This window comes from Magnetospira sp. QH-2 (genome assembly GCF_000968135.1).
GTDB lineage: Bacteria > Pseudomonadota > Alphaproteobacteria > Rhodospirillales > Magnetospiraceae > Magnetospira.
Map to the genome: position 1 here is coordinate 2,441,676 of NZ_FO538765.1, position 19,163 is coordinate 2,460,838.

The following is a 19,163-nucleotide window of genomic DNA, read 5'->3' on the forward strand; positions in this document are numbered from 1 at the left end:
TATGCGGCTCCCCTCCCTGCCCTCGGCCCTGCGGATCTTCAAGCCCTTCGAATGGATGCTCGCCCTGCGCTACCTGCGCGCCCGGCGGCAGGAGGGATTCATCTCGGTCATCGCCTGGTTCTCGCTGCTCGGCATCGCCCTGGGTGTGGCGACGCTGATCATCGTCATGTCGGTGATGAATGGCTTCCGCGAGGAACTGCTGTCGCGCATTCTCGGCTTAAACGGCCACCTGACCGTGCAAGCGGGACCACAAGGCGTGGCCAATTTCGACGACTTGACCCGTGCTGTGTCCGGCATCAAAGGCGTCACCTTGGTCGCGCCGGTGATCGAGGGACAAGTCATGGCCACTGGGCGGGGTATCGCCAATGGTGCCATGGTGCGCGGCATGCGGCCCGAAGACCTGAAGAAACGGCCGATGATTATCGACAATCTGCGGACCGGGAGTGTGGAGGCCTTTGAAGATGGCGACGCGGTGATCGTCGGGGCACGGCTGGCCGGCAAGATGGGCCTGACCACCGGCGATAAGATTACCTTGATCTCGCCCAAGGGCAATGTCACGGCTTTCGGCACCGTGCCGCGCATGCGCGCTTATCGGATCGCCGGGACTTTCGAAGTGGGCATGTATGAATATGATTCCAGCTTCATCTTCATGCCCCTGGCAGCCGCGCAGAAGTACTTCAAGCTGCCCGATCGGGTCTCGCATCTGGAATTGATGATCGAGGACCCCTACGAGATCAAGCGCCCCCGGGCCGAGGTGGCGGCGGTCACCGTCGGCCAGGGCCGGGTCTATGACTGGCAGCAGACCAATCACAGCTTCTTCAGCGCCTTGCAGGTGGAACGCAACGTGATGTTCCTGATCTTGACGCTGATCATCATCGTCGCCGCCTTCAACATCGTGTCGTCCATGATCATGCTGGTCAAAGACAAGGGCAGCGACATCGCCATCCTGCGCACCATGGGCGCCAGCCGCGCCTCGATCCTGAAGATCTTTTTCATCTCCGGGGCCAGCGTTGGCACCATCGGCACCTTTGTCGGCTACTGGCTCGGCATGCTGTTTTGCTGGAACATCGAAGGCATCCGCCGGGGCATCGAGTCCATCACCGGGTCGGACCTGTTCAACGCCGAGATTTACTTTCTCTCCAAACTGCCGGCCAAGGTGGATACCTGGGAGGTGGTCACCGTGGTGCTGATGGGTCTGGGACTGTCTTTTTTGGCCACCCTCTATCCGGCCTGGCGGGCGGCGCGGCTCGATCCGGTGGAGGCCCTGCGCTATGAATGATGGCCAGCCGATCCTACAGCTTCAACAGGTCCAGCGCACCTTTGAACAAGGCGAACGCACCCTCAAGGTGCTGCGCGGCGCCGATCTGGAGATCCGCGAAGGCGAGATCGTTGCCCTGGTGGGGCCGTCCGGGGCGGGCAAATCCACGCTGCTGCATATTGCCGGGCTGCTGGAAAAGGCCGATGGCGGCCAGGTGCGCATCGACGGTACCGACTGCGCCGGCCTGAACGACCTGGAGCGCACCCGCCTGCGCCGCTCGGACCTGGGCTTTGTCTATCAGTACCACTACCTGCTACCGGAATTCTCCGCCTTGGAAAACGTGGTCATCCCACAACGAATCGCCGGGCTGAACCGCCCCGAGGCCGAAGAGCGGGCCCACCAGCTTCTGAGCATGATGGGCCTGGAAGACCGTTCCACCCATCGCCCGGCCCGTCTGTCGGGCGGCGAGCAGCAACGGGTCGCCATCGCTCGCGCCCTGGCCAACGCCCCGCGCCTGTTGCTCGCCGACGAGCCCACCGGCAACCTGGACCCGCACACGGCAGGCCATGTGTTCGACCTTCTCCTCAAGCTTTGCAAGGGCGCCGGTCTCGCCGCCCTCATCGCCACCCACAACCCGGACCTGGCGGCCCGCATGGACCGGGTGGTGAGCCTCGAGGAAGGCCTGCTGGTGGCGAGATAGATATCCTCGTTGGTCCCGTAATCCCCGGCCCAATGGAGGCGGCGCTGATCCGCATGGGTGCGCTCGGCCACTGGTTTGGCGCGGATGGCCCGGATTTCCTCCGGCTTGGGCGGCGCCATGCCATCCCAGGTATCCTCGGGATCGAATTGGAGCGGTGGCGGGCCCTTGGCCAGGGCCTGTTCGACGTGGATGGGCATGCGCTCAACTAGGCTCAGGACCCATAAAAGGGATTCCCAATAGTCGGTGGACATGATTCCCTTCCCTGGAATTTTAGGGAGGGGAAAGCCGATGCAGAGCCATCATTTCTGGTTGTCCGACAAACAATTCGAACGCCTTCAACCGTTGCTGCCGAACAAAACAAGAGGCGTCCCGCGCGTCGATGACCGGCGGGTGATCAGCGGCATCATCCATGTTCTTCGCCACGGCTTGATGTGGCGTGACGCGCCCGTCGCCTATGGACCGCACAAGACCCTGTACAACCGCTTCGTCCGTTGGAGCGAGGCCGGAGTGTTCGACCGGATCTTCGCCACCCTGGCCGCCGAAAGCACGGCCACCCATACGGTGATGATCGACGCCACCCATCTCAAGGCCCACAGGACGGCGGCGAGCCTGCTCAAAAAGGGGCTGTTCCCCGCCGTATCGGGCGCACCAAGGGCGGCCTGAATTCGAAACTGCATGCCGCCTGCGATGCCGATGGAAAGCCCCTGATCCTGCTGCTGACCGAAGGACAAGTCAGCGACTATCGCGGCGCCGACACCATGCTCCCTGCATTCCCTGATGCCGACGACCTGATCGCCGACAGGGGATACGACAGCGACCGTTTCCGCCAGGCCCTGCTTGATCTCGGCATCGAGCCCTGCATTCCAGGTCGCTCGAACCGCAAAGAGGAAATCCTTTACGATAAAGCCCTCTACAAGCAGCGAAACTTGATCGAGCGCATGTTCGGTCGGCTCAAGGACTGGCGGCGTATCGCCACCCGCTACGACCGTTGCGCCCATACCTTCATGAGCGCAATCTGCATCGCCGCAACCGTCATCTTCTGGTTATGAGTCCTGAGCCTAGTTCCATCCACTGAAAGGATGTGCGAGGCCCAGGGAGTAAAGCTCCACCCCCCCCCTCCGATTAGAGCTAACCCCGTCAAAACCAAGACAAGGGTGAAACGTGTTCTAAAACGCATGACTAAAGCACTCAATTTTTCAACTTGCTAATACCGTGGCTTCATTTTCAAAGAGGGTCTTGTCGTCAACCTAAACGGTTGAAGTTGAAACTTTCCATGCCGGATTGCGTCGCGAATAACCTGTTCATCAGGTTTCGCAAGGTTCTTCGGGTCCGCACCTAACCCGAATTATTCATGAGTCTCCCTGGCATCGCAACGGCCACGGGTCCTCGGCCGGGTTGACGGCCTAATTTTGGTTTTGATTTTTCAGGCGTTTGGGGGTTGATCATCGGGGACTGAGGGGCGGCTCGCTGCCGCGGTTTTCACGGGCCCTGGGAGGCGACTTTCCCGGCCATGGCGATCAGGGGTGTTTTGTATGGATATGCCGTCGGCAAGGCGACGGTTATGCGGGATTTGAGTTCCTCGATGCGTACGGCGATTTTGAGGAAAGACCGTCGCAGCGTCTCGAAGGTGGCGTTTTTCCAGATTGATTTCCGGGGCGCGGCGTTTCGCAGTTTAAGCAACAGCCAATAGGCTCCGGTATGGAGGAACAGTCGGAACTGGTTGGCCTCCCAGCGGTGACACGAGGTGCGGTCGGACTTGGTGTAGAGTTTGTGCTCCTTGATCATGTTCTCCATTTTGCCCCGCGCGCAGTAGACCTTTTCATAGAGGGTTTTGGCCCGGCCTGCCAGATTGGTGACGATGAAACGGATGTCGGAACCTTTTGCGGTGGCCTCGACCCGGGCGATAACGGTTCGTTCCCGCTTCCAGCTCTTGGCCGCGTAGGCCGTTTGAAAGAACCGGCGTATCTTTTCCTTGCCTGATGTTGCCCGGCGCACGGCCACGTCCTCGCCCCAGGGTTGGCCGATTTCCTTGAGCCGCCCATTGGAGGACAGGCCGAAGATATAACCGCAGCCTCGGCTTTCCAGCCAGTCCATGACCTCGGGCGTGCCGTAATGGCCGTCCCCGCGCACGGTGATATGAACCCGGGGCCAGTTGTTCAGGATGCGGGTAACGACATGGCGCAAGACCGTCGCGCGCTCCGCGCCCGAAGGCCGCTTGCCGGGCCGCAACAGGGACAGGATCGGCTTTCCGGTGGCGGCGTCATAGATATGGATCGGCTGGAAGCAGTAATCATCGTAATGGCTGTTGAACAAGGCCAACTGTTGGCCGCCGTGAACCGCATCGCCGGTGTCGTCGATGTCGAGCGTGATGTGTTCGGGAACGCGGGCGAAGTTTCGCAAAACAGATCGATCATCGACAAATCCATGCGGGCCAGTTGCCGCCAGGTCGGCGCGTTCTCCAACCGCGACAGGGTCGGCTGGCTCATCAAGTCCCGGCCCTCTCCGACAGCCGCCCGCAGGCCAGCTTGAAGGCCGGATCGACGCGCAGGGCGTCCAGATCGTCGCAATCCTCATAGCCGCAGGCAATGGCGAACATCCGCGCCCGGATCATATCGTCGAAACCATGGATCACACTCCCCGGATCGCGGGTGTCGGGAAGATGCGAGGCCAAAAGATCGGCCAAACCGAGGTCACGTTCGATCTCGCGCAGAACCAGAACGCCGCCGTCGGATGACAAACGGCCGCCGTCGAAACGGGCGTGGATTTCCTTGCCGCCGACGGGTGACAAACCGGGCAGATATGGGCTAAATTCCTTCATGGCGACCGTAGGTGAAAATGGTGTCGTGGTTTTGGCTTGGACACCATAAACTCTACGATAATTCAACCATTTAAGCTACGTTCGCCACCCTTTTCGGCCACGGATCGTGAATAATTCGGGCTAGATCCCTACCCACCTTATTATTGTATAGATCCATCAATCGCTCATCATCTGGATTCTCGCTACTGATTTCATGAGCATCTGAAATACTCTTCGCCCTATCGGCACCGAGCGGCTTCGCCATCTTGTAGCTCCACAAACCATGCCGGAACGCATCCACTTCATTGTTGTGGAGATTTTGCGTTTTATACTCATTGGCGGTGGCTGCCTTTGCATCATTGGCAAATCCGTGCGCCTCAAACGCAGACTGCGGATCATCGAAAGCTATCCCCCAATGCCCCTGACCACCTGGATTGAATCCCAGACGTCCATAGAGATCCCCCGGATCAACAGGTTGATTGGTTGGATGTTGGAACGGTGTTGATTGAGAAGCAGGTTGGGTTGGATTGGATGATAGTTTATGGGCTTGTATCCTGTGCAGATTCGGGTTCTGGTTGGGGTTGGCGATGTGCCGTCCCTGGGCATCATACCAGTTTCCATGCTCATCCATGGAGACCCCTTGGGCCGGTTCCCGCAGCCCATAGTGCGCCTCGACCAGGCGCACAAGGTCCGGATCGGCCGTCGGGCCCGAGGCGCTTGATCACATCATCGGCGCGCTGGCGGTTGATCCTGGCGTCTTCCGAGCGGGCGCCATCGGCGCCGAAGGGGGCATGGCCCGTGGCATGGCCCGTGGGCGCGCCGACTTCGCTGTTGAGCTTGTAGAACGCGGTGGTTTCGGTCTGGATATCCTCGTTGGTCCAGTAGTCCTCGGCCCAATGGAGGCGGCGCTGATCCGCATGGGTGCGCTCGGCCACCGGCTTGGCGCGGATGGCCCGGATTTCCTCGGGCTTGGGCGGGGCCATGCCGTCCCAGGTATCCTCGGGATCGGATTGGAGTGGTGGCGGGCTCTTGGCCAGGGCCTGTTCGACGTGGATGGGCGTTTCCTCTGGCCTGCGCGGGATGGCGGGTTGCGGTGCCGGTTGCGGCGCCGATCGCACGGGTGTCACGCCCAGCTTGCGGGCCAGGAAGCCGGGTTGGGCCTGGGTTGCCTGGGCCTGCTTTGCTTGGGCCTGCTTTGCCTGGGCCTTTTGGGCCTGCATGCGGGCCTGGTGGGTCTTGCGGGCCTGGGCCTCCTGTTGGCGTTCGGCGACCTGGGCCTGGCGGCGGGCTTGGATCCGCTGGCTGGCGGCTTTTTGCTCGGCGGCTTTCTTATCCTGATGGAACTTCCAGGCGGCATCGGAATCGGCCTGGGCCGCCTTGAGATTGGCCGCCTCCTGGCGCTTGTTGAAGGCCCGGGTCTGGCGGTCGGTGGGATCGGCGCCGAGGGTCGGGGCCGCCAAAGAGGACGGAGCCAGGGGATCGGCAAGGGTCGGCGCTGGTAAGGGCGCGGGGGCTCCTTCGACGGGCTCAGGATGAAGGGTTGGGGCCTCAGGATGAAGGGTCGGGACCTCATCGAACAGCGACCCGCCCCTCAGGGAGGTGTCCGAGCCATAAGATGACAGGCCACCGCCGAAATCGGGTGTCGTGCCGAAGTCCGGGGACTGGTTCGCCAAGGGCGCCGGGGCGCTGGGCTGGCTTTCGCCGAAGGAAAACAGGGAATTGTCCGACGAAGAGGCCCCCTTGGAGCCCTTGGCGCCCTTGGTGGCGGAATCTGGCATGGCGCTATCGAGACTTCCCATGAGGAACTCCTTTCGTGATTGGGTCGAGGATATAAGCGCCTAATGGCACCTTTTTATTCCGATGAATTGTTTTTGTTCCCTTCATACTTTGCTCTAAATAGGAATTTATCAAGAACTTTAATCGGAAAAGAAGGTATTTCCCACCTTAGCCATGATCATGGGCGGTTCAGAGCACTCCGTCAGGACCACAGTCGCTCTACCTCTCCTCTCATCCTCCCCAATCCTGCCCAGAACTGCGTAGGCGTAACACATACTTTCCGCGAACCTTCTCACCTCCCTCCCCTGTCATCCTTCTGGACTCAAAAAGAACATTTAATGTACATTTATCCCAAGGAGACTCCCATGCCCGATGCCCCCGGCTATATCGATCTACAGGTGACCAGCGCCTATTCGTTCCTGCGTGGGGCATCCCATACGGAGGAGCTGGTCAACACGGCGGCCATGCTGGGGCGGCGGGCCATGGGGCTGAGCGACCGCAACTCCCTGGCCGGGGTGGTACGGGCCCATGTGGCAGCCCGTGCGGCGGGCATCCGGCTGATCGTCGGTGTGCGACTGGATCTGATGGATGCGCCGTCGCTGCTGGTCTACCCCCGCGACCGGGCGGCCTACGGGCGGCTCTGCCGGATGCTGACCACCGGGCGCAGGCGGGCCAGAAAAGGCGAATGCCACCTAACCCAGATGGACCTGGGCGATCTGGGGACGAATCAGGTGGTCATCGCCCTGCCGCCACCAGAGAAAACGCAAGAGGAGATACAAGAGACCTTCCCAGACTGGCTATCCAGCCTGAAAAATAAGTTTAGAAATTTTCTGTATCTTGCTGTTTCAAATAGATTTGATGGGGAGGATAACGCCCGCTTGGAGAGGGTCGCGACTTGGGCGGGCACGGCAGACATCCCCCTGGTCGCCACCCATGACCTGCTCATGCACCACCCGGACCGGCGCCCCTTGCTGGATGTGATGACGGGGATCCGGCGCCATGTGACCCTGGATCAGGCGGGTCTTCAGCTCTCCCCCCATGCCGAACGTCACCCCAAGCGGGCCGAGGTCATGGCACGATTGTTCCAGGCCTATCCGGAAGCCTTGGCGAACACGCTGGAGATTGCCGAGACCTGCCCCTTCTCCCTGGACGAATTGCGCTACGAATACCCCGAGGACCCGGTGCCCGCGGGCCGCACGGCACAGGAGGAACTGGAGCACCAAACCATGCTGGGCGCGGAGACCCGCTATCCCTGGGGTGTCCCCCTTAAAGTGATGGATCAGATTAAGCACGAGCTCAGCCTCATCCATCAATTGAGCTTTGCCCCTTACTTCCTTACAGTTCATGACATTGTTCAGTTCGCTCGAGGGCGCGGCATCCTTTGTCAGGGGCGCGGCTCGGCGGCCAATTCGGCGGTCTGCTACTGCCTGGGCATCACGGCGGTGGACCCGGACCGCATCGAAGGGCTGTTCGAGCGCTTCGTCTCCGCCGAGCGTGGCGAGCCTCCTGATATCGATGTGGACTTCGAGCATGAGCGCCGCGAAGAAGTCATCCAATATATCTATGAAAAATACGGTCGCGAGCGGGCCGGGCTGACCGCCGCCGTGATCACCTATCGCGGCAAGAGCGCCTTGCGCGAGGTGGGCCGCGTGCTGGGTTTTTCCGAGGATCTGATCGTCGCCATGCAGGGGGCGGGCTGGCGACGCTCGTTGGAAGATATCGAGGCCGGGCATCTGCGCGAGGCCGGGCTCGATCCGCGCGACCCGGGCATTCGCCGCTGGTTGGCCCTGGCCGCCGAACTGACCGGATTCCCGCGCCACCTGACCCAGCATACGGGCGGCTTCGTGCTGACCCGGGGGCCGCTCTGCGAGGTGGTGCCCATCGAGAACGCCGCCATGGACGACCGCACGGTGATCCAGTGGGACAAGAACGACCTGGATGCCCTGGGCATTCTCAAGATCGATGTGCTGGCCCTGGGCATGCTGACCTGCGTGCGCAAGGCTTTGGACCTGATTGCCCGGCACGAGGGCAAGCGCCTGGGCCTGGCCGACATTCCACCCGAGGACCCGGCGACTTACGAAATGTTAAGCCGGGCGGACTCGGTGGGGGTATTCCAGGTGGAAAGTCGGGCCCAGATGTCCATGCTGCCGCGTCTCAAGCCTAAGGTGTTCTATGACCTGGTGATCGAAGTGGCCATCGTCCGCCCCGGCCCCATCCAGGGGGACATGGTGCATCCCTACCTGCGACGGCGGCAGGGCAAGGAGGTCGTGACCTATCCGTCCAAGGAACTGGAACAGGTACTGGGCAAGACCCTCGGCGTGCCTTTGTTCCAGGAACAGGCCATGCGCATCGCCATCGTCGGCGCCGGGTTCACCCCCGCCGAGGCCGACGGCCTGCGCCGGGCCATGGCCACCTTCCGCCGCTTCGGCCAGATCCATAGCTATGAACAGCGCTTCCTCGAAGGCATGGCGGCCAAGGGCTACGAGCCGGAGTTCGCCGCCCGCTGCTTCAAACAGATCGAGGGCTTCGCCGACTACGGCTTTCCGGAAAGCCATGCCGCCAGCTTCGCCTTACTGGTCTATGTGTCGGCCTGGCTGAAATGCCATCATCCGGCGGCTTTCGCCTGTGCCCTGCTTAACAGCCAGCCCATGGGCTTCTATGCCCCGGCGCAGATCATCCGCGATGCCCGTGATCATGGGGTGACAGTCTATCCGGTGGACATCAATTATTCCGATTGGGACAACAGCCTGGAGTCCGCTCCCGACGGCAGCCCCGCCCTGCGCCTGGGCCTGCGGCAGGTGAAAGGACTGGCCGCCATCGATGGCGAGGCGCTGGCCGCGGCGCGGGGCAACGGCTATGGCGAGTTGGCCGATCTCAACCGGCGGGCCGGGCTAAAGCGCGGGCCACTGACCGCCCTGGCCGAGGCCGATGCCTATGGCTCGTTGGGGCTGCCCCGGCGGCAGGCCCTATGGGCGGTGAAGGGGCTTGATTGCGATCCCCTGCCCCTGTTCGCTTTCGCGGATGACCGTGAAACCCCCGTGATCCTGCCCGAGGAAAGCCTGGGCGAGCAGGTGGTGGCGGACTACAAGAGCCTCTATCTGTCCCTCAAGGCCCACCCTGTGGGCGTATTGCGCGACCAGTTCCCCATCGGGGTGATGCCCTGTGCCGAACTGGAAAGAGTCCCCACGGATCGCCCAGTGACGGTGGCCGGATTGACTATTGGGCGACAACGCCCCGGTGGCGCCAACGGGGTGATCTTCGTCACCCTGGAGGACGAGACCGGGGTGGCCAACCTGATCGTCTGGCCAACCGTGTTCGAGCGCCTGCGCCGCCCGGTCCTGCGGGCCGGACTGATGATTGCCACCGGCATGGTGCAACGGGAAGACCGGGTCATTCATGTGATCGTTCGGGATGTGCAGGATGCCACGCCATTGCTGCTGGGGCTGGACCGACCGGAATCCGTGCCACAATCGGTCGAGCCCCGCAGTCTCGGCCTGCGGTCCCGGGATTTTCATTGATGGCCATGGTCCATGTCCGGCCCCGCGGGGCCGGGATCGCACCGGCTACCCGGTATTCCGCATTCCCGTGGCCAGGGCATTGATGGATCGCAACAACGGCGTCAGCCAGCGCGTGGCTTCCTTGTCATGGTCTGCTGGAATGGACCGGTACCGGCGGAGCAACGCCACCTGGATATGGTTGATGGGATCCAAATAAGGGTCTCGCCAAGCCAAGGATAGCTTGAGCCGCGGATTTTCCCCCAGCAAGTCCCCCACACCCGACACCGCCTTGATCTTGTCGATGGTCACATCATGCTCTTCGCGGATGCGCGAGAAGAACAACTCAGTCACGGCGGCATCGGCACAAAGGCCCGCATAGGCTTGCGCGATCGAGAATTCCGATTTGCCCAGGGCCATCTGACAGTTCCCCAACAGCGCCTTGAAATAGGGCCATTCCCGGTACATCTCCGCCAACAGCGCCCGCTTGCTTGGCTCGTCGCCGCACCAGGAGTTCAAAGCGCTGCCAATTCCGTACCAAGCCGGCAGGGTCTGGCGCGCCTGGGCCCAGGCGAATACCCAGGGAATGGCGCGTACCGAGTACTTGGAGCGGTCGGTCTTCTTGCGATGGGACGGGCGCGAACCGATGTTGAGCAACCCGATTTCCGACACCGGCGTGCCTTCATAGAAATAATCCATGAACCCAGGCGTATGGTCGGTCAGGGTGCGATAGGCATCCTCGCCGCGTCGGGCAAGGCTTTCCATGGTCTCCACATACGCCGCCGGATCGGGCGTGCAGGTTACGGTCAGGCAGCGGCTGGCCTTGATCAGCCCGGAGATCCCGACGGTCAGCTCATAGAGCGCCGTATAAGGATCGGCATACTTGGCCGAGAGCACTTCACCTTGTTCCGTGAACTTGATGGACCCGTTCACGGTCCCTGGAGGCTGGGCCAGGATGGCGTCATGGGTGGGGCCACCGCCGCGCCCGATGGTGCCGCCGCGCCCGTGAAAGATACGGCATTCCACGCCGTGTTTGGCCGTCATGGAGGCAATGCGTTTCTGCGCCTTGTAGAGCCCCCAGCTGGAGGCCAGAATGCCACCGTCCTTGCAGGAATCCGAATAGCCGAGCATCACTTCCTGACAATTGCCCGAGACATCCAACAAAGTCCGATAGGCCGGTTGATCCAACAGGCTACCCAGGACCTGTTCGATGCGTTCCAGGTCGTCGATGGTCTCGAACAGCGGCGCCACGATAATATCGCAATGCCAGTCTCCATCGGTGCGTCGACCGCAAAGTCCGGCAAATCCGGCCAAAAACAACACCTCCAGCACATGGCTGGCCTGATGGGTCATGGAAATGACATAGGCGCCGAAGGTCCGGGGACCGATTTCGTCGCGCACCGCCTTCATGGTGGCCATCACGTCGAGCACCTCGCGGGTATCCTCGGACAGATCATCCACATAAAGGATCGGCGTCCCGCCATGGGCCAGCAGATCACCCAACGCTTTCATCCGTCCGGCTTCATCCAGGGACCGGTAGTCGGGCAGATTGGGTGCGGTATCAAACAGCTCAGCCACAGCTTCGGTATGACGCCCGGATTCCTGGCGGATATCCAGCCGGGTCAGAGAGAATCCGAAGGTCTTGACCTGGATCAGCAGATCCTTGATCTCGGCATCGGCCAGATTGCGGTCACCATGGCCGATCAGGGATTGGCGGATGACCTCCAGGTCGTCGATGAAGGCCAGCTCATCCTTGTAGCCGACCCCGAGGCCGGGGTCCGGATGACCGAGCAACAACTCATCCAACCGGGCCAGTCTTTGGTCCAAACGATGGCGCATGAGCATCAGTTTGCGGCGGTAGGGTTCGTCCTGATAGAGCCAGGGCCGATCATGGAACGTGGCATCGACCAGAGCGTCGTCCGCGGCAAGACTCTCGGCGAAAGCTTTGGAAGGCGTGATCAGGCTGTCCGAATGGGTCAGCAAATCGACCAGATCGCCCACCCGTTGACAGTATTCCGCCGTTACTTCGCGAGCCTGCAACCGTACGGCCGCCTGGGTGACGTCATGGGTCACGTTGGGATTGCCGTCCCGGTCGCCGCCAATCCAGGAACCGAACTGCAAAAAGGCCGGGATTTCCACATTCTGGGAGCCGCCCTCGTCGCCATAGACCGTATCGATGGCCATCTCCAGGTTCCGATAGACCTTGGGCACCATATCCAACAGCGTTTCGCGGAAATAGAACAATCCGGCGCGTACTTCGTCAATCACCCGGGGCTTGTGGGTGCGAACCTCGTCGGTCTTCCACAGGATCTGAATCTGATTGCGGATGGCGCGCATGATGACTTCGCGCTGATGCCCGGCCAGCAGCGGATTGTCCAGCGCGCGAGCCAGGTCCCGCAACCGCCCTTGCGCCTCCAGCAAAGTCCGCCGCTTGGCTTCGGTGGGATGGGAGGTGAACACCGGCTGATAGTTCAGTTGATTGAGCAGGTCTTGCAACTGATCCAGACGAACTCCTTCGTCGCGCAGTCCGCGCAGGGTTTGGTCAAAGGAGCCATACCAAAGGCGTTCGTTGCCGTCTGTCTGTTCCAAGCGGGACAGGTGGGACCATTCCTCCTCGGCAATATTGGCCAGCAGGAAATAGGTACTGAAGGCGCGTAGAACATGGGACAGGGTGTCGGGTTCCAACCCCTCGATCAGAGTCATCAACTCTCCGCGGGATGGTCCTTCCGTTCCCTGGCGCAGGGAGATGAATCCCTTGCGGAGGGCTTCCACGGTTTCCAGGATGATCGGTTCTTCCTGATCACGTAGAACGTCGCCAAGCAGGTTGCCGAACAGCCGCACCCGCTCTCTGAGGGTCTTATCATCGATTTTCGTGTTCATGCCCCAGGGAGTTAGACTGTATCAGCGGAGCCGTCCACACCCCTGCGGGTAGGGTCCGGACAGGGATCGATGACGTTTAGGGGTCACATCCCTTCCCGCCAATCCAGCCGGATGTCCCATTGATGGCGGAACTCGGGCCGCAACGGCTGAGTGGTTGCCGGATCAATATCCCGATAAACATTGGTCGCCGGAGCCAGATTGGGATCCCGTCCATGGATGAAGTCCTGATCCCACACGATGGTCCGATAGGCCTTGTTGAGCAATCGGGCCCGTTCCGGCGACGGGGTGATCAAGCTGGCCACATCGGCGTCACGCACCGCATTCTCCTTGACCTTTCCGTTTGCATCAAACCATCGGGCGGCAATTTCACCATTCTCGCGGAACTCACTGCCGCCACCGACCCGCTTGAAGTAGGTGAGGATTTCGCCCTCGGTCTCGCCCCGGCTCGGTCGATCCTTCAGACCCGCCAGATCCATATAGCCCCAGCCTTTGGCCCCGGCTACCTTGCGGGGAAAGGCAAAGGTCTGATCAATGGAGGTGCCGATGGTGGAATGGCAGCCCATGCAGAATCCGTGTTCCTCGTAGGTTTGCGGACGCAAGGCCCCGTCCTTGTCTTCGATGAAGCCCAGGACCTGCCAACCCATGGCGCTTTTCTCGTAGCCGGCGGAGGTCAACACCGGGCTCCAGCGCGGTAGCTGTTCGTCGAGCTTCTCCTGGACCTCGTTGCCGTAGATCGAAGCCAGTTTGGGCATCGACAGGAACCGCATCTTGCGCATATAGCGCAGTTCCTTCATGCGCGGTGGAATGACCACGCGGTTGCCTTCCAAACCCACATAGCGCACCGAATGCAGGAACTCGGTACCTTGGGGATAGAGCATGCGGGCAACGGGTTCCTTCTTGGCTGCCCCGACATAGTGGGACCGGGCCACGACCCGGTCGGTCATGCCCAGAACCCCATCACCATTCAGGTCCACGCCGACATGGGCCTCGTCGATGGGCGGCACGGAAACGCTGTTCCATTCCTGAAACGAGGCTTCCAATAGGCCCAGATTGGCGAAAGTGACATGGCGGGAGAATTTGCCGTCTTCGTCTAACCGAAAGGCTTTCGGCAGCCGGATCATGACATCGTCCGTGGCTCCGTTGCTGGGCCAAAAGGTCGATGGCAGCGGAATATAGTTAAAGGCCACCCAGCCGCTGCCATCGCGGGCCAAGCCGGTTTCATCAAAGGCTGCGCGGCCTTGGGCCAGGCCCTTCAGATCGGGAATCCAGCCTTTCCAGCCCAAGGCCCGAAGATTTCCCGCAAGGGCCGCGTAATTGTCCTGGCCCACATAGGTCATGATCTCGCCATCGGATTGCGCCGCGATGCCCGCGCTTCGGTCCTCGAACAGATTGGTCCAGTGATTATGGACCCCGACCTCGGAGAACGCGTACTCCCCTTGCAAGTTGCCATCGTCCATCTGGTTGGGACGCTTGTCGTGATAGGTCTGATGACAAACGTAGCAGGGGTTATGCCGCCCTTCGGTTTTGGTGTAGCACATGGGCGGAATCACCGCTTCGGCGTTGTGGACCTGAGCCCGGACCGGCCAGCCAAGGGCGGTTACCCATGCCACGATCCCGATCATCAACAGCCTTCCCATTGATCCGCTCTCCCTTTGCTCCGGAAATTGAAAGGGCGAAGAGGGACCCACATCAATGGGCCACCCTTCCCTTTTGGGTTTGGCCCGGCCACACGGACCGGGCAAGCAACCGTCCTTACGGGCTCTTCGGCGTGTAGATCCACAGCATGTTGTTCTCGTGGCTGCCGGTGTCCTCACCGATCAGCACGCGACCGTCGTTCAGAACCAGCAGATTATCCGGGTTGGAGATGCTGTCGGTCGGGCAGGCGTTCGGCTTGTTGGCCTTGTTATAGCCATGACCGGCCACCACCGGCACCATGCGGTGCACATTGAATCCCTTATCCAGGTTCATCTGGTAGACAACGCCACACTTGTTGGCATTGAGCTGCACATCGCCTTTGTCGTCGGACATGGTCTTACCGATGGCGGACATGGCCATATACATGTAGGGCACGGTGCCATTGGCGGCGCCAGCCTGGTTGATCATGACGCCTTCCATCTTGCGGAACTCGGCAGTGGCCCCCTTGGCCGCGGCAGCCTTGCGGGTTTCCAGGAACACGGCGCGATTGTCATCGGCCTTGCCCATGGCCCAGGCGTTGATTTCGGCGTCCGACAGGTAGCTGCTACTGCCTTGCTTGTAATGGATCGGGGTGATGCCGTCGTACTGACGAACCCAGCTTTCGATGGTGGCGTCGTCCCCATGACCCAGTTCGATCCAAGAAATATCGAACCCGGCCTTGGCCGGGTCCTTGGTACCCGCGTCCTGGGTAACCTTGGCGGCATAGAGAGTACCGGAAGAAAGATCACCGGCCTGGTCGGCGACAAACTTGAAGAACACCACGCCGGTGCCGTCGTCGCTCAGGTAGGCGGTTTTCCGGTCGGGCATGACCACAGCGTTCTCGTGGCTGTAACGGCCCATGGCAAAGCGCTTTTGCGGCACGACCTCACCCTTGGGGTCCTTTAACTCGACGATATAGCCGTAGTCGTAAGGGTTCGGGAAGTGGCCCAGGTAGTCGGCCAGCTTCAGCTGATCCTTGTGTCGCTTGTAGCCCGGATTGTTCCAATCGGCGGTGTTGTCGAAGTACAGTTCCTCGGAGGTCAGCGGGGTACCCCAGGGAGACAGGGACCCGAAGCAGTTGACCCATGTGCCGTTCACCGAGGAGAAGTCGACCATCATGTTGCCGTCCTTCTTGACCATCCACTTGCCGTCGGCCCCCTTGGCAATATGCATGCGGCTCGTGCCGCCCGGGCGGTCTTCCCAGTTGGTGAACAGGTAGCCCTCGGAGGAATCGGCTGTGGTCGGCACGAAAGCATTGAAATCCGGATCGTTGGATTCCTTGACCACGGTCTTGCCGTCAACAGCCAAGATAGCGCCCAAACCGGCGGGAAAGTGTTCCCTGAGTCCGCCTTCACTGCCGATGATTTGATAGGAGCCTAAGGAACTTAGGATCTTGCCCTTGGCGTCACCGGAAGGAACGCCATGTTCCTTGATCATCTTGGGCAGGGCGTTGAAGTCGGTGCCCGTGATGGCGCCAACAGCGGCCATGTTGTACGGCGCCGGGTTGCCGTCGCCCGGATGTTGAACGTTGAAAAAGAAATCACCGGCCTCGGTGATGTACATGCCGGTGATTTCGGCTTCCAATGGAACGGTGGCGACACGCACGATGTCACCGGCCTGAGCGGCGGCGGTCAAGGCCGTCGTGGCAAGCAGAGCGGCGCCGAGCCCCAAGGCGATGCGATTCATGAAAAGCTCTCCTGATCTGAGAAAATGAAAACAACGGACAACACCAAAACCCCGGTGTTCAGACGTCCAGGGGCGAACTCTAAGTGGCTTGTGCTGCATCTATGTTGCAGGTGTTTGGAATTATTGTGAATGATGACTTTTGGAAGGGTCGAATGGGCCCGTTCGCCTGAACGATCTTGCCATGGCGTTCCGGTGCCCCCCCATACTCCGAGAAAAATAATGCTTTTGTCCGGCAGCGGGACTCCCTACCTGCAAGGAGACCGGTGGTTGACCGGCCCCTTAACCGTTCACGAGGTGAAACATGTCGAAAATCCATTGTGCCTATGCTTCGGAAAAGATCCGCCGACAGTTCGGCGAGGCCTTGGCCAACGCCCGTGCCGAGGCGCCCCACGACCAAAAGGGCCGCATCGACGAAAAAGCGGTGTCGAAGAAAATGGCTCGGTGGTGGCAGGATCACGGCTACGCCTATCCCTGACCTAAATTCCAGCAGCCCCGGAGATTTTGCTTCGGGGCTGCTTTCCCCTCCTCCTGACTTCCGCTAGGCTCGCCCCGAATCTTTTGGGAGAGCCTTTTTTGATGCGCGACGCCCACGCCACCCTTCGCCAGGTTTTCGGTTTCGACGGTTTTTTGCCCCATCAGGAACCGGTGATCCAAGCGGTGCTTGACGGCCGCAATGTGCTGGCGGTGCTGCCCACCGGCGCGGGCAAGTCGCTGACCTATCAGCTTCCCGCCGTCTGCCGGGGCGGGTTGACGGTGGTGATTTCGCCGCTGAAGGCCTTGATGCGCGATCAGGTGGCGCAGATGCAGGCCATCGGTGTTCGCGCGGCGGGCATCCATTCGGGCAATAGCCAGGAGGTCAACCGCGAGGCAGAGGCGGCGCTCTATCGCGGTGATCTCACGCTGCTTTACCTATCGCCGGAAAAAGCCACCAAGGATTTCATGGCCCGCCGTCTGGCCGAGGCGCGTCCGGGCCTGCTGGTGATCGACGAGGCCCATTGTATCTCCGAATGGGGGCACGATTTCCGACCGGAATATATGATGCTGGGCGATCTGCGGACTCAGTTGGGCAACATCCAATGCATCGCCCTGACCGCCACCGCCGATGCCGCCACCCGGGCCAGCATCGCCGAACGGCTGTTCGACGGCAACGCGGAGCAAATCGTCGCCAGTTTCGATCGGCCCAACCTGAAACTGGCCATGACGCCAAAGAACGACCCGACGCGGCAGATCACCCGTTTCGTCCAGGGCTTTCCCAGCCAGTCGGGGATCGTTTATTGCGGTCGCCGGGCGCGCACTGAGGAACTGGCCGAGGGCCTGCGCAAGGCCGGAATCGATGCCGAGGCCTATCACGCCGGGCTGGACGACGGCACCCGCAACGCCGCCCAGGACCGCTTCCAGACCGAGGACGGGGTGGTGATCGTCGCCACCAACGCCTTCGGCATGGGCATCGACAAGCCGGACGTGCGCTTCGTCGCCCATGCGGACCTGCCGTCGAGCATCGAGGCCTGGTACCAGGAAATCGGTCGCGCCGGGCGCGACGGCCTGCCCGCGGAGACCCTGACCCTTTATGGCTTGCAGGACATTTCCTTTCGCCGCCAGCAGATCAACGCGGGCGAGGCCCATGGCGACCATAAGCGGGTGGAAAACCAGAAACTGGACGCCATCGTCGGGCTTTGCGAGGCGCCCACCTGCCGCCGCCAGACCCTGCTGGCCTATTTCAACGAAACCTCGGCACCTTGCGGCCATTGCGACCTCTGCCTGGGCGATGCCCCGTTGGAAGAGGCCTCGGTGGAGGCGCAAAAAGTCCTATCGGCCATTTGGCGCAGCGGTCAACGCTATGGCGCCAAACACATCATCGACATCCTGCGCGGCACGGTCACAGACCGCATCATGGAACGCGGTCACGACCAACTGAGAACTTTCGGGGTCGGCGCCGATCTGTCGGTGCAGGCCTGGACCACGCTCATCTTGCAAATGGCGGCGGCTCATCTGATCGCCCCGGATATCGCCAACTACGGCGTGCTGCGCATTCTCGAACGCGGTGATGACGTCATGCGCGGACGCGAACCTTTCCACCGCCGCAAGCCGACCCTGGTGGCCGGAAAAGGCAAAAAGCCCAAGGCCCCGCCGCCGGAACTGGCCGATCTGGATCAGGACCTTTACGAAAACCTGCGCAAACTACGCACCGCCCTGGCCAAGGAAGGCGATGTACCGGCTTATGTGGTTTTCCCTGACCGTACCTTGCAGGAAATGGCCGCCCGCCAGCCCCTGACCCTCGGCCAGATGGGCGAATTGCATGGCATCGGCGAGAAGAAACTGGAGCGCTACGGATCGGCGTTTTTGGACGTCATCAGCGAGTGGGTGGAGAGCACCGTATGACAGGTTTTGACACGCCGCGGCTCCGAGTCGAAAGCTGGTCGACCCTGGTGTCCGAAGCGGCCTCGAGAGCCCTGTTCGTCGAGGAGCTCACCCCCCTCCTGACAAGCAAAGTGCTACGCCACCTGCCTCCATCGGCTCAGCTGGCGCAGACCCGCGACGCCGTGAATCAATGGATCGCCGACCGGGACGATGAGGTCCAAATGTCCACGGTCCGGCAGCGCGGTTCCCAAAAGCTGCTTGGCTTGCTGTTCCTCGCTCCCATGACGGAAGACGACGAAAGCAACACTCTTCGCATCGGATATCTGTTCGCCGAAAACGCCTGGGGCAATGGCTATGCGTCGGAACTGGTTGCCGGGTTGGTGGCCTGGCTCAAACCCCAAGGCCGTCCAACGAAGCTCATCGGCGGTGTGGCCCAGGAAAACAAGGCCTCGACCCGGGTGCTGGAGAAAGCCGGGTTCGAAAAGACGGGCGTGCATGCGGGAAGCGGGGAATTTATTTTTGTGGCATGGATATGAGGGA

Annotated in this window: 13 protein-coding genes and 1 pseudogene; 8 read left to right on the top strand and 6 right to left on the bottom strand. The window is 61.2% G+C overall.

Going from position 1 to position 19,163, the window contains the following annotated elements; all coding sequences use genetic code 11:
- The first annotated feature begins 1 nt into the window (after position 1).
- The 4 genes from MGMAQ_RS11520 (at position 2) to MGMAQ_RS20425 (ending at position 3,007) form a co-directional block, all read left to right on the top strand.
- On the top strand, positions 2 to 1,279 hold the full coding sequence (locus MGMAQ_RS11520; protein WP_046021652.1) for a lipoprotein-releasing ABC transporter permease subunit: 1,278 nt from the start codon (positions 2 to 4) through the stop codon (positions 1,277 to 1,279).
- Positions 1,272 to 1,958 (top strand): ABC transporter ATP-binding protein, encoded by a 687-nt coding sequence (locus MGMAQ_RS11525; RefSeq protein WP_046021653.1) that lies wholly within the window; start codon positions 1,272 to 1,274, stop codon positions 1,956 to 1,958. Before MGMAQ_RS11520 ends, MGMAQ_RS11525 begins: the two co-directional genes overlap by 8 nt.
- A 32-nt stretch (positions 1,959 to 1,990) precedes the next feature.
- On the top strand, positions 1,991 to 2,167 hold the full coding sequence (locus MGMAQ_RS21090) for a hypothetical protein (protein WP_158498845.1): 177 nt from the start codon (positions 1,991 to 1,993) through the stop codon (positions 2,165 to 2,167).
- A 79-nt stretch (positions 2,168 to 2,246) separates the two neighbouring features.
- Positions 2,247 to 3,007 (top strand): IS5 family transposase gene (locus MGMAQ_RS20425; protein ID WP_148560766.1). Its coding sequence is split into 2 segments (ribosomal slippage): positions 2,247 to 2,567 and positions 2,570 to 3,007, totalling 759 coding nucleotides; the frame shifts between segments, so codons are not numbered across the junction.
- Positions 3,008 to 3,437: 430 nt separating this feature from the next.
- Here MGMAQ_RS20425 and MGMAQ_RS11545 read toward each other — a convergent pair.
- The 3 genes and pseudogenes from MGMAQ_RS11545 to MGMAQ_RS11555 form a co-directional block, all read right to left on the bottom strand.
- A pseudogene (locus tag MGMAQ_RS11545) lies at positions 3,438 to 4,776 on the bottom strand (IS1380 family transposase).
- Between the two features lie 70 nt (positions 4,777 to 4,846).
- Positions 4,847 to 5,386, bottom strand: a complete 540-nt coding sequence (locus tag MGMAQ_RS20735) for a hypothetical protein (protein ID WP_148560935.1) — start codon at positions 5,384 to 5,386, stop codon at positions 4,847 to 4,849.
- A complete protein-coding gene (locus MGMAQ_RS11555) occupies positions 5,379 to 6,554 on the bottom strand; it encodes a hypothetical protein (RefSeq protein ID WP_046021655.1) in 1,176 nt (391 codons plus the stop codon). Before MGMAQ_RS11555 ends, MGMAQ_RS20735 begins: the two co-directional genes overlap by 8 nt.
- 342 nt (positions 6,555 to 6,896) lie before the next feature.
- On the opposite strand from MGMAQ_RS11555, the gene MGMAQ_RS11560 reads away from it, so the two are divergent.
- Positions 6,897 to 10,049 carry an error-prone DNA polymerase gene (locus MGMAQ_RS11560; RefSeq protein WP_046021656.1) on the top strand — a complete coding sequence of 1,051 codons (3,153 nt, stop codon included), beginning with the start codon at positions 6,897 to 6,899 and terminating at the stop codon, positions 10,047 to 10,049.
- 45 nt (positions 10,050 to 10,094) lie between these two features.
- Here the strand turns inward: MGMAQ_RS11560 and ppc are convergent, their stop codons facing one another.
- From ppc to MGMAQ_RS11575, 3 genes are all read right to left on the bottom strand, one after another.
- Entirely contained in the window at positions 10,095 to 12,905 is a 2,811-nt protein-coding gene (gene ppc / locus MGMAQ_RS11565; RefSeq protein WP_046021657.1) for a phosphoenolpyruvate carboxylase, read from the bottom strand.
- Between the two features lie 83 nt (positions 12,906 to 12,988).
- Complete coding sequence (locus MGMAQ_RS11570) at positions 12,989 to 14,542, bottom strand: hypothetical protein (protein ID WP_052716346.1); 1,554 nt, start codon at positions 14,540 to 14,542, stop codon at positions 12,989 to 12,991.
- A 115-nt stretch (positions 14,543 to 14,657) separates the two neighbouring features.
- Positions 14,658 to 16,265: a PhoX family phosphatase gene (locus tag MGMAQ_RS11575; protein ID WP_046021658.1), complete on the bottom strand. Its 1,608-nt coding sequence runs from the start codon at positions 16,263 to 16,265 to the stop codon at positions 14,658 to 14,660.
- 301 nt (positions 16,266 to 16,566) lie between these two features.
- Between MGMAQ_RS11575 and MGMAQ_RS21095 the strand changes: the two genes are divergently transcribed.
- From MGMAQ_RS21095 to MGMAQ_RS11585, 3 genes are all read left to right on the top strand, one after another.
- A complete protein-coding gene (locus tag MGMAQ_RS21095; protein ID WP_158498846.1) occupies positions 16,567 to 16,740 on the top strand; it encodes a hypothetical protein in 174 nt (57 codons plus the stop codon).
- Between the two features lie 101 nt (positions 16,741 to 16,841).
- Entirely contained in the window at positions 16,842 to 18,644 is a 1,803-nt protein-coding gene (recQ, locus tag MGMAQ_RS11580) for a DNA helicase RecQ (protein WP_046021659.1), read from the top strand.
- On the top strand, positions 18,641 to 19,159 hold the full coding sequence (locus MGMAQ_RS11585) for a GNAT family N-acetyltransferase (protein ID WP_046021660.1): 519 nt from the start codon (positions 18,641 to 18,643) through the stop codon (positions 19,157 to 19,159). Before recQ ends, MGMAQ_RS11585 begins: the two co-directional genes overlap by 4 nt.
- The last annotated feature ends 4 nt before the right edge of the window (positions 19,160 to 19,163 follow it).

Bases quoted from the DNA above. Each gene is read 5' to 3' on its own strand.
- MGMAQ_RS11520 (WP_046021652.1), top strand. From the start codon at position 2: ATGCGGCTCCCCTCCCTGCCCTCGGCCCTGCGGATCTTCAAGCCCTTC.
- MGMAQ_RS11525 (WP_046021653.1), top strand. From the start codon at position 1,272: ATGAATGATGGCCAGCCGATCCTACAGCTTCAACAGGTCCAGCGCACC.
- MGMAQ_RS21090 (WP_158498845.1), top strand. From the start codon at position 1,991: ATGGAGGCGGCGCTGATCCGCATGGGTGCGCTCGGCCACTGGTTTGGC.
- MGMAQ_RS20735 (WP_148560935.1), bottom strand. From the start codon at position 5,386: ATGGATGAGCATGGAAACTGGTATGATGCCCAGGGACGGCACATCGCC.
- MGMAQ_RS11555 (WP_046021655.1), bottom strand. From the start codon at position 6,554: ATGGGAAGTCTCGATAGCGCCATGCCAGATTCCGCCACCAAGGGCGCC.
- MGMAQ_RS11560 (WP_046021656.1), top strand. From the start codon at position 6,897: ATGCCCGATGCCCCCGGCTATATCGATCTACAGGTGACCAGCGCCTAT.
- ppc (WP_046021657.1), bottom strand. From the start codon at position 12,905: ATGAACACGAAAATCGATGATAAGACCCTCAGAGAGCGGGTGCGGCTG.
- MGMAQ_RS11570 (WP_052716346.1), bottom strand. From the start codon at position 14,542: ATGGGAAGGCTGTTGATGATCGGGATCGTGGCATGGGTAACCGCCCTT.
- MGMAQ_RS11575 (WP_046021658.1), bottom strand. From the start codon at position 16,265: ATGAATCGCATCGCCTTGGGGCTCGGCGCCGCTCTGCTTGCCACGACG.
- MGMAQ_RS21095 (WP_158498846.1), top strand. From the start codon at position 16,567: ATGTCGAAAATCCATTGTGCCTATGCTTCGGAAAAGATCCGCCGACAG.
- recQ (WP_046021659.1), top strand. From the start codon at position 16,842: ATGCGCGACGCCCACGCCACCCTTCGCCAGGTTTTCGGTTTCGACGGT.
- MGMAQ_RS11585 (WP_046021660.1), top strand. From the start codon at position 18,641: ATGACAGGTTTTGACACGCCGCGGCTCCGAGTCGAAAGCTGGTCGACC.